The organism is Phyllobacterium sp. NPDC097923, assembly GCF_044760925.1.
Taxonomy (GTDB): Bacteria; Pseudomonadota; Alphaproteobacteria; order Rhizobiales; family Rhizobiaceae; genus Phyllobacterium; species Phyllobacterium calauticae.
This window is the reverse complement of record NZ_JBIWBL010000014.1, coordinates 1-5674: the sequence shown is the minus strand read 5'-3', so window position 1 is coordinate 5674 and position 5674 is coordinate 1. Positions and strand designations below refer to the sequence as shown.

The following is a 5674-nucleotide window of genomic DNA, read 5'->3' as shown; positions in this document are numbered from 1 at the left end:
AGATTGACCAGCACGTCCATCAAATCCGCACCGGTCTGGAAGACCTTGGAATTGGCCGTGTAGCTTCTCTGCGCCTCAATCATCTCAGTCAGTTCATGCGCGATGTCCGCGTTCGATTCTTCAACTGCCTTCGGCGTGATGCTGCCGAAGCTGCCCTTGCCGGGCCGGCCGAACTGCACATCGCCGGAATTGGCGCTGGTCGCAAACACATTGCCGGACAGGACAAGCAGATTGTCGGGGCTGGGAACGTCAGCCAGCGCGATCTGGTAGATGGCGCGCTGCGCGCCGTTCTTGTAGCGGGCAACGACGGTGCCGTCCGCCGCGATATCGACATTCTCGATCGGGCTCGGCGTGCTGCCGTCGATCTTCGCCTCGATCGGCGTGTAAGCGCCTGCCAGCTGCTTGGTGGCCGACATGTCGATCTGAAGCATCTGACCGTTGGGAATCTGCACCGAAAGGGATTTGCCGGCCGACGTCATCTTGCCGGTTGCGCCATCGAAAGTGAAGCTTTGGCTGGACAGGGGCGCTTTTGAATAGGGGAAGCCGCCGCTGGCCGCCGCATCGGCCTTGTTGTAAACCGTGGCCTCCCACGTGGCGTTCTTGGTGACCGGATCTTCACCCGTCTTGGTGAAGTAAACATCGAGAACCACCAGATTGCCGAGATTGTCAAAACTCTGCAGCGATGTCTTGGCGGTGTATTTTGCCGTTCCGGCGGCATTGGCGGCCGCATTGGACGGAAGGTCGGCGGCAGCGACAACGGCGGAACCCGCCGGCAGGTTGGCCGTGAAAGTGCCCTTGCGGCTTGGATCGGCAACAAGATCGTTCTGCTTGACGTTGATCTTCTGCAGCCCCTGGTAGCCGTTGATGACCGAATTGGTCTGGCCGTTCACGATCGGATTGCCCATGAGATAGTAGCCGGCCGCATTGACCAGATTGCCCTGCGCATCCGGCACGAACGAACCGGCGCGTGTCAGATACGGTGTTCCGGCACTGTTGCTGACCACAAAGAAACCATTGCCCTTGAGCGCGAGGTCCGTCGATGAGGTGGTGAAGCGGAGCGAACCGCTATCGGAAATATGGTGACGAACAACCGTTTCGACGCCGCCGGAATTGTAGGAGCCGCCCGAGCTTGGCAGAACCAGCGAGGCAAACTGAGTGCTGGCGCGCTTGTAACCGGTGGTGCTGGAATTGGCGATGTTGTCGGACACGGTCGACAGGCGATTTGACTGGGCGTTCATGCCCGATACACCCGTCCGCATCATTCCATAGAGGCTCATTTCCGTCTCCTTGCGCGATGATTCGGTTTGGAATGGTGGATGCCAATTCTTACCTGAACATGACGTAGAAATTGATGAGAGATATTCATTTACATAGGTTGCAGACCCAGGATGAAATTTCAAAGGGACTGCGTAGACGTATATCTACGCTGCCTGATCGCTACAGGCTTGGGCTCTCGACTGGATGCCGGGTCCAACATCAATGGCGAACTGCCATGACAGGAGTAGATCGGTCTCGGCATATCAACGAAAGAAATGGCAATCTCGAGACACCGTGAGGGCAAGCGGATCTGGCGTGGAGATGCGGCTCTGATCTCGCCTTAGTTACCGAACTTATCCACAAGTGGGAACCGACCGAAAAACGCGTAGAACTCGAAACGGGACCTCTCTTGGTTTGGTTGTTCCTGCAGCCAAGGATGCAAATTTGAAAAGAACGTTCGAAAGGGCCTCGTCACATTAACCTTGGCTCGGGGAGTTTGTCATAAATGACGGGCGTGTCTCAGTCTGTCGTCAAGCTATAAGCGCCACCGTTTCCCACCTCAGATTATCACGCATGCGGTGTGGCTGTATTACTGATTTCCGCTGACCCTACGATTGGTCGAGGAAATGCTTTTAGAGCATGGGATACTTGTGTCTTACGAAATCGTCCGTCGCTGAAGGATCAAGTCCGGACCAGACTATGCTCGCCGGCTGCACCGCAAGCAGGCATTGCACAGCGACATCTGGCATCTTGATGAAATGGTGATCAACATTTCGGGCAAGAAACATTATCTGTGGCGCGCCGTTGATCAGGACGGTTAAGTCCTCGACGAGATCACGCAGATTCGGCGCAATACCAAGGCTGCCAAGCAATTGCTGATGCGTCTGTTGACACAGCAGGATATGCCTCCCAAGCGCATCATCACCGATAAACTGCGATCCTATGGTGCAGCGAAGCGACAGATCATGCCTGCCATTGAACACCGCTCGCACAAGGGGCTCAAGAACCGCGCCAGAATTCCCACCTTCCGTTAAGAAAAAGGGAACGATCCATTCTGGCACATCGAGGCCGTCGGGGAGGACGTCCACCCCGTCAGAACAGTAAAAACCGGCCACCAATTTTCCTCTTGCGACGAAAGCAGGGGGCTAGGAGATCTATAGCGTGGAACTTTATCTGAAAATCCGCCTAGCTTGCTCGGAGGGATGAGCCGGAAAGAAAAAGGCCACGCACGAGGCGTGGCCCAATTCAGTACCGATCCCGAAGGATCGTCATCCTTAGCGGAACAGCTGCTGGATGGTCTGGTTGCTTGCATTGGCAATCGACAGCGCCTGAACGCCGAGCTGCTGCTGAACCTGCAGAGCCGACAGACGAGCCGATTCCTTGTTCATGTCAGCGTCGACCAGCGTGCCGATACCACGATCAACGGCATCCGAAAGCGCGCTGATGAACGACTTCTGGCTGTCGATACGGGTCTTGGCAGCACCGAGCTGCGAAGCACCGGAAGCCAGGCCCTTGGCAGCAGCTTCGATACCGGTCAGCATGCCGTCAAGCGCCGTGTTGTCGACGGTAGCAGCGGAAACGTCGATCGTCAGGATCGAGGTCTGCGTTGTGACAGGTGTCGTTGCGGCGTTGGTAACGGCAAACTGCTTGTCGAGAATGCCGGTCTTCGTTGCAGGGGTGCCGCCCGCGTCGATAAGACGGGTATTGGCAAGCGCAACGTCGATAGAACCGGTCGTTACCTTGCCGGTCGAGTCGCGGCTGTAGGAAGCGATCGTGCTGAAGTTTGCCGTTGCAGGAGCAGCGTCGACAGTCTGGTCGGTGGTGAGCAGGTTGGAACCGGCGTATGAAGCGCCTGCGTTTTCCTTCAGGGCACCGATAGCCGAGTTGATCAATAGCTGGTTCTTGGCGCGGTCTTGAGCGCTGGCATTCTTGGAAGCCAGAACCAGGTTCTTGATGGTGTTTACCGAATCAATGGCCTTGTTCATTGCGGAATAGGCAGTATCGATCTTGGAGCTGCCGAGACCGAGAGCGTCATGGATAACCGAGTTGGCACCATTATCCGAACGCATTGTCGTGGCGATCGACCAGTAAGCGGCGTTGTCGGAAGCTTCGGAGATCTTCAGGCCCGTTGCAATGCGGTTCTGAGTGGTGGCAAGGTTTTTGCCGGTTGCAGTAAGTGTCTGAAGCGCGGTCATTGCTGACGCGTTGGTAAGAATGCTGGCCATGGAAAAAGCCCCTATAAAAGATACATGGATGGGGACAGGTCGGATCAGAACCGACATAACAGAGCGGCATGATGCCTGTAACCGAAGCGGTCACCTGTTATGACGAGCAGGAGTGCGCCAAGATTATTGCGGTTACATTACGGTTTCAATAATGGCAGGATTAATTCTCATTATGGTTGCGAAAACGATCGGATCAGAGTGCCGACCAGAATACCTGTGGCGCCAACTGGCGAATTTGTAATGCTGCGGGAGTTTCTCATGGGGCCCGGTGTCCGTCATCAGATGATTTGAGACCAGTTTGGTTATTGAAGACAGGAGTTTCTGGCTCGTCTGGTTGTGTTCTCCGAGTTGACCGTTTTCGCAGCTTCGGGCCTATTGGGCCTGTTCGCAACTGCGGCACATGACAGACACGGCGGCAAGTGGGCGAGGCATAGCTCGTCGGATGCACGGGCATTCGCTTGCTCACGTAGTGCTTATTGATTAATTGCCGGACATCGCAAAGCGCTCTATTTTTCCCTTGCAGGGTGCCTCGACGAGACGAGATGGGACTGGGCTTGCCAAGCCGGACCGCTTCGGTTTCCGCATCAATCCCAGATTACCGTTCGACGATGCGATCCAGGAGGAGACGTACGATGGGCGAAACGACGCCGGACAACATCATGCAGCTCGGCATGGGGTTCTGGGCCTCCAAAGCCATGCTCAGCGCGGTCGAGCTCGGCGTCTTCACCGCGCTCGCAGCCGGCCCGGCCAACCTGCCCGACTTGCGGGCCAGGCTGCAACTGCATCCACGCTCGGCCCGCGACTTCTTCGACACCCTAGTGGCCCTGAAGCTGCTCGAACGCGAGGACGGCCGCTATCGCAATACCCCTGATACAGATCTCTTTCTTGACAAAGGCAAGCCCTCCTATATCGGCGGCATGCTCGAAATGGCCAATGCCCGGCTCTACGGTTTCTGGGGCTCGCTGACCGAAGCCCTGCGCACCGGGGAGCCGCAGAATGAAGCCAAGCACAGCGAAGACTTCTTCGCCGCGATCTATGCGGAGCCGGCGCGCCTCCGCGGGTTCCTCGAGGCGATGAGCGGGATCAGCGCCGGTGCTGCGCAGGCGATCGCCACCCGGTTCGACTGGTCGAAATACACGACCTTCGTCGATGTCGGCGCGGCGCAGGGAATGGTGCCGGTGGTGATCGCGCAAGCGCATCCGCATCTTCAGGCCATCGGCTTCGACCTGCCCGCCGTGCGGCCGATATTTGACGAGTTCGTCGCCCGGCAGGGTCTCGCTGACCGTATCCGCTTCCAAAGCGGCAACTTCTTTGACGGCCCGATGCCAAATGCGGATGTGATCTTGATGGGGCACATCCTGCACGACTGGGATCTCGCCGAGAAGAGGATGCTACTGGAAAAGGCCTTTGCCGCGCTGCCGAACGGTGGGGCCGTGATCGTCTACGATGCCGTCATCGATGACGAGCGCCGCTTGAACGCTTTCGGCCTCCTGATGAGCCTGAACATGCTGATCGAAACCCGCGGCGGGTTCGACTACACCGGCGGCGACTGCCAGGCCTGGATGCGCGACGCCGGTTTCGTGGCCACGCGCGTCGAACCGTTGCAGGGGCCGGACTCTATGGTGATAGGCCTCAAGCCCGACTGAGCGGAAACCACGACAGCGGCCGGTGTTCCGCAAGATTGACCAAGGATGCAATGTCGATCGCCTGGCGCCGACATGGTCGATGCCGCCGCTTCGCTCTTGATTTGAACAACGCTCTCGATGAAGAGATACCAAGCGGGCTGCCACCGCACAGCAACTGGACGCCGGCTTGGCCGCATTCAGCGACGTTGCCCAACGAACCGGCAGTGCCATACAATCTGTCCCACTAACAATTCTTGGCATCGGGCGTCCTAGTGATCCTAGGCGTTCCGCTCATTGTTTTCATTAACAATTGTACCCGATTATGCACCTACATCCACGTTAGTTTCCTCTTTCCAGACACAAATCAACCTTACTAATCTAGTCGTGAAATATTGAATGCAGTTTGCGTGATCATGCATCCAGGTGGTCTCTATCTTGAGCTATTTCGGTATTGTCCAAGGCTAGGTTGAGCCTTATCGGCATATACAACTGTTCGTTTTCTTGTGACTTACGCGTTTGTACATACTGGATTTGCTGGGGTTTTTCCGGGTGGTTTCGGCCGCGAAA

The 5674-nt window shown here is 56.8% G+C and carries 3 protein-coding genes and 1 pseudogene; 2 read left to right on the top strand and 2 right to left on the bottom strand.

Translation table 11 applies throughout. The annotated features are described in order from the left end of the window. A partial coding sequence (locus ACIQWS_RS25340) for a flagellar hook protein FlgE (RefSeq protein WP_403185143.1) occupies window positions 1-1277 on the bottom strand: 1277 nt, incomplete at its 3' end. Between the two features lie 504 nt (window positions 1278-1781). Between ACIQWS_RS25340 and ACIQWS_RS25335 the strand changes: the two are divergent. Then, window positions 1782-2335 (top strand): annotated as a pseudogene (locus ACIQWS_RS25335) (IS6 family transposase); the annotation flags it as partial. A gap of 196 nt (window positions 2336-2531) precedes the next feature. Here the strand turns inward: ACIQWS_RS25335 and ACIQWS_RS25330 are convergent. Next, complete coding sequence (locus ACIQWS_RS25330; RefSeq protein WP_403185141.1) at window positions 2532-3482, bottom strand: flagellin; 951 nt, start codon at window positions 3480-3482, stop codon at window positions 2532-2534. A gap of 632 nt (window positions 3483-4114) precedes the next feature. Between ACIQWS_RS25330 and ACIQWS_RS25325 the strand changes: the two genes are divergently transcribed. Then, a complete protein-coding gene (locus tag ACIQWS_RS25325) occupies window positions 4115-5128 on the top strand; it encodes a methyltransferase (RefSeq protein ID WP_403185139.1) in 1014 nt (337 codons plus the stop codon). Window positions 5129-5674 lie beyond the last annotated feature (546 nt).